The 3566-nt window shown below is 55.8% G+C and carries 4 protein-coding genes; all 4 read right to left on the bottom strand.

Translation table 11 applies throughout. The features are described from left to right. Window positions 1–302 precede the first annotated feature (302 nt). The 4 genes from G9Q73_RS05785 to G9Q73_RS05800 are packed head-to-tail and all read right to left on the bottom strand — an operon-like array spanning window position 303 to window position 3386. Complete coding sequence (locus G9Q73_RS05785; RefSeq protein ID WP_177418952.1) at window positions 303–620, bottom strand: hypothetical protein; 318 nt, start codon at window positions 618–620, stop codon at window positions 303–305. 29 nt (window positions 621–649) lie between these two features. Then, window positions 650–1981 carry a flippase gene (locus G9Q73_RS05790; protein ID WP_177418953.1) on the bottom strand — a complete coding sequence of 444 codons (1332 nt, stop codon included), beginning with the start codon at window positions 1979–1981 and terminating at the stop codon, window positions 650–652. Between the two features lie 14 nt (window positions 1982–1995). Continuing rightward, a complete protein-coding gene (locus G9Q73_RS05795; RefSeq protein ID WP_177418954.1) occupies window positions 1996–3222 on the bottom strand; it encodes a polysaccharide biosynthesis tyrosine autokinase in 1227 nt (408 codons plus the stop codon). After that, complete coding sequence (locus G9Q73_RS05800) at window positions 3189–3386, bottom strand: hypothetical protein (RefSeq protein WP_177418955.1); 198 nt, start codon at window positions 3384–3386, stop codon at window positions 3189–3191. Before G9Q73_RS05800 ends, G9Q73_RS05795 begins: the two co-directional genes overlap by 34 nt. Between the last annotated feature and the right edge of the window lie 180 nt (window positions 3387–3566).

Genomic DNA, 3566 nt, shown 5'->3' on the forward strand with positions numbered 1-3566 from the left:
AGCGACCGGTTTGGGGCCAGCCTGTTGAAGCGTACGACATTATCAGGTTAAACGCTTCATCCACGCCGATCAATGGCACCAGCGCACGACGATGCTCAGCGGATCCTCCTTTAATTCCGTCAACGCAAATACATGTACTTGCAGGGGGCTGAAAACTCCTGTAACGCCGCTATCTGACTCTCAGCGCGTAGATCCCTGCTGAGTAGTCGTACCGCTTACTGCCATTCCTGATGCACCACCATCGACCGACAGTTCTACCGATGCTGTCTCAAAATCTGCCGAATCCTCCCAGCCTCTGACGTTCAAAGCGCCAATAGGCGAATAGGCCCGCCGATTGAGTTGCGCAACACCAGTACCACATGTACGCCGGGATTGTGTGCATGAAGACGCTGCACGGCGGTGGGGTTGCCGCTGACAGCGACGCTTTTGGCGATAATCCTGATCCCAGTATCTGTACAGGGGGAAAAATAGCGGGCATGGGCCGCTGGATATCCCTCTTCGAACTCCTCGTCGTTGACGAAGTAGTTCATCTCCCGTTTGTCATGGGTGCAGATCCGGGGGTGACTGCCGACATAGCGAACAAGCGAGGTGGTGCCCGATTTCTCGGCTCCGATTATCATTACATCGATCGGCTTCACAGAGCGTGAGTTCACTTGCCATGATCCATTACACGTTTACCCTTTCGTGCTGTAAAGGGCAGAGTGACAATGCCCAGATTTCGCCATACTAAGATTGCGGCAACGAGATTCTGGCTTGCCATGGTCACGGACGTTGCCACCGCCGCTCCCATAATCCCGAATCGCGGCACCAGTATCAGGTTCAATACCAGATTGATTGCTACGCAGAAAATAATATTATTTCTCATCAGCTTTTCGTGGCCGGTCATCATCAGAAGATAGCCGACGGAACCTGTGGCCACATTGACGAACTGGCCAAGGGCAAGGATGGAGAGAATCGTGCCGCCCTCTGCGAATTCGGCGCCGAACAACCGCAGCACCCAGTCAGGAAATAGCAGAAATAGAGCCAGAACCGGCAGCGCGAGCAGGGTCATGAGCCGTGCCGCACCCACTGCAGTGGCCTCCAGTGCCTGCATGTCGCCACGTTGATGCAGCTCCGCGAATTTTGGTGCGGAGATGCTGTTTACCGCAATCAGAATAAAGCTTGTAAGCAGAGCTGTGCGCTGGGCGATGTTGAAAATGCCGACATCGCTCGTTGTCCCCCATAACCCAAGAAAAAAAGTCGATGACCATTTGATCGCGAGGGTCAGCAGGGCAATCACCAGCAACGGTCGGGCGCTGCTGAGCAGGGCAGGGGGGAGTGACTGCCCACCTGAGACAGGGGATTCCTGCAGAGCACCCTTCCAGAATAATATGGCGATGGCGGTGGTGAGGAGTGCTGCTCCCACATGGGCCCAGACGGCTCCCACAACGCCGAAAGCGGGGGTCAGGATCAGGACTCCGGGGACGGCGAGCGCCGGTAGCCAGACGCTCTGCACGGACACTGCCGCTTTGATTCGTTTGAGTCCCTTCAGAGAGTGGGCGTAGAGGTTGAACATAGCCAGGGGAATGATGCCGAGAGACATCCATAGCAGAGGCTCCGCCAGTTGTGGTTTGCCGAAAAGATCCGCTGCAATGGTGTCGGACAGGAGGGCTGTCAGCAGGGCTACCGGCAGCGATGCTGTCAGGAGGATGCGCAGACACTGGCGGTGCAGCACCGGTATCATCGACCAGTCGCCCTTTGCTGCCTGACGGGCAATCTCCCGCATGGCCAGAATGTCGGTGCCGAACTTACCCAGGGTACTGCCGAAGGTGATGATGGCCAGGGCGAGAAAATAGATACCCACGCCCTCGCTACCGAGGTGACGTGCAAGCAGAATATTCAGTGCGAAGGCCAGCCCCGCAGCTATGATCTTTAATACGAAGGCGGTCGTTGCGCCTCGGATGATCTCCATCAGGTGTTCATTGAGATGATGGAAATTCATGTGCAAATTACCCATCATCCCCGGGGATGGTGTTTGTCACGTTGATCGTTGTTTGTCCCGTTGACTACAATTCCGCACAGTTCAACCCCGCCCTGCGACAGACGTTTGACCGAGTGCTCCAGTTCCGACAGGTTATGCTCACCGGCCTTCACCACCAGCAGGGCAGCGCCGGCGTGTTGGCCTAATATCACCGCGTCGGCAACTTCAAGCAAAGGCGGGGAATCCAGGATCACGCGGTCGTAATGGGTCTGCATGGTATCCAACACTTTCGCAAAGCGCTTCTTCATCAGAAGCTCCGCCGGGTTATTAACTGATCCGCCAGCGGGAAGGAGATGCAGGTGCTCGATACTGGTTTTCTGCAACGCATCGTTCAGTGTCAGGTTCCCGAGCAGGATTTCTGTTAAGCCCGGGTCGCTCTTTTTTCCGAAGTGGTGGTTGAGCCTTCCATTACGCAAATCCGCATCGATGATGCAGACGCGATCTCCCCCACTGGCCAGTACTACACCCAGGTTCGCCGCCACAAAACTTGTACCGACGCCGCTCTTGGGTCCCGTTACCAGGAGCAGCCGGTTCGGTACCTGTGTGAGCACATGGTTCAGGGTCGAACGCAGGCTTCGCAATCCCTCCACTGCTGGATCGTCAGGCTGCATTGCCGCCAGGAGTGACACATCATTACTGCTTTTCTTTTTCAGTCTCTTCAGGTGTCTTTGTGCTTTGCTGTTGGGCAGTGTCACAAATACCGGAATGCCGAGCCTGGCCTCGATCTGGTTCGGATCGTACACGCTCAGTTCCAATGCCCGGCGTAGGAAGGCGCTCAGTACCGCAATGAATAACCCGGCCAGCAGGGCAATGAGAAGAATCTGGGCTTTGCGGGGTTTGACCGCTTCGCCCGATGTCAATGCCGGGTCGATGATTTGTACGTTGCTGACACTGCTTGCCTTCGCTACGCGCAGTTCCTGGGCACTTTTGAGCAGCTCGGTGTAGAGTTTTGTCGTAACCTCCACGTCGCGGGACAGACGCAACATCTGCTGCTGTGTTTCAGGCAGATCCTTGATTTTTCCAATCAGGCTGCGTTTCTCTTTGCGCAGGCGCGTCAGTTGGGCGTCCAGCGCCACTATGCTGGGATGAGCCTCAGTGAATTTTTGTCGCAGTTCGTCCCGGTTCTGCCGCAGCTCGGTGGTCTGTGCATCAACCGCTACGGTGCTTTTCAGGACGGCTTGTGTCTCCAGCGGCAGATCCACAGACCCTGTTTCAGGCGGAAGTCATTGAGAGCGGACTCTGCCCTTTCCATAGCGGCGCGTAGCTCGGGAAGCTGGTCATGCGAATCGAGGTCGCTTTCGACTTCCACGGAAAGAAATCTCGACTTCTGTTCCACAAATATACGGATGATCTCATTCAGGATCACTGCGGTTTCCAGCGGTTGACAACAATACGTAACCAGATCAAAGTACCGATTGACGGCTTGTTTCCTTCGCGGAGAAACGATCTTTCAGTGCCTTGATTGCCGTTAGCCGTGCTTGCCGAACCAAGTTGAACCGGCTTCCAGGATGGGCCTGTAGCCCGATGACCCTGAGCCGCAGTTCGG

The sequence above is a fragment of the endosymbiont of Lamellibrachia barhami genome (assembly GCF_011947365.2).
Classification (GTDB): Bacteria; Pseudomonadota; Gammaproteobacteria; order Chromatiales; family Chromatiaceae; genus QGON01.